Genomic DNA, 777 nt, shown 5'->3' with positions numbered 1-777 from the left:
GGCTCGGGCAGGTGGGCCGCGGCCAGCAGCGCGGCAATCTTGGGGCTGGCCTTGACAGCATCACGGCTCCAGCCCCCGGTCTCGCGGATGTTCACGAAACGGATGGGCGAGAGCGCGCCCTCGGTCTGCTGCCCCAGGTCGGCAAAGAGGCGCTGCTCCTGCGTGCAGGCCACCACGACGGGTTCGCCGCTCTGGATGGCGCGCTGGAAGGCGCCGGCATCGCGCCGGCACAGGGTGGAATGGAGGGTCAGGTCTTCACGAAGCGCCTCGCCCAGCGCTTTCGCGTTGAGGGGCATCGTCTGGTTGCAGTCGCAGATCAGCGTGGTCATGTGGGTGTGGGCTGGGGGGCGGGGCCGGCTCGTCGAGGTGCGAGCGCGTGGCCGGTGCTGGCGCGCTAGGAATTTCCGTGCATACCCCCGACTGTGCCACGCCTTCGCTGACGGTTGCGTCAGCAACATCCCCAGCCTGCCCCGACGGCAAGGCCATGGTCTGGCTTTCACCCCCGGCCCGCCTTCTTTCTTTTCATCGTCAAAAAAACCCAGGAACTGGGCGCTGGCCATCTGCCGCAGCATCGACGCCGGCAGAGGGTCAGGCGTGGAATAGTCGCCGACATAAATGTCGAGCCCGTCCATCACGTTGAAGTGCGGATCGGCAAACAGCTTCTTCATGGCGGCATTGCGCACTTCGGGCGCCACACTGCGGGCAACAAACGGTGTGAAGTCGGAATCCGTCGTCAGCGCCTGGGCATCGGCCAGGGTGGGCGGGGGTGGCTCGACC

The 777-nt window shown here is 66.8% G+C and carries 2 pseudogenes; both read right to left on the bottom strand.

Features of this window, described 5'->3' with window-relative positions:
- Positions 1 to 329 (bottom strand): annotated as a pseudogene (locus tag ACDELDRAFT_RS24475) (4Fe-4S ferredoxin); the annotation flags it as partial.
- A gap of 312 nt (positions 330 to 641) precedes the next feature.
- Positions 642 to 737 (bottom strand): annotated as a pseudogene (locus ACDELDRAFT_RS25925) (DUF3306 domain-containing protein); the annotation flags it as partial.
- Positions 738 to 777 lie beyond the last annotated feature (40 nt).

The organism is Acidovorax delafieldii 2AN, from assembly GCF_000175235.1.
In the GTDB taxonomy this organism is placed as follows: Bacteria; Pseudomonadota; Gammaproteobacteria; order Burkholderiales; family Burkholderiaceae_C; genus Acidovorax; species Acidovorax delafieldii_B.
Note: the sequence above shows the minus strand (reverse complement) of the source record. Positions and strands in the feature narration are given on the sequence as shown.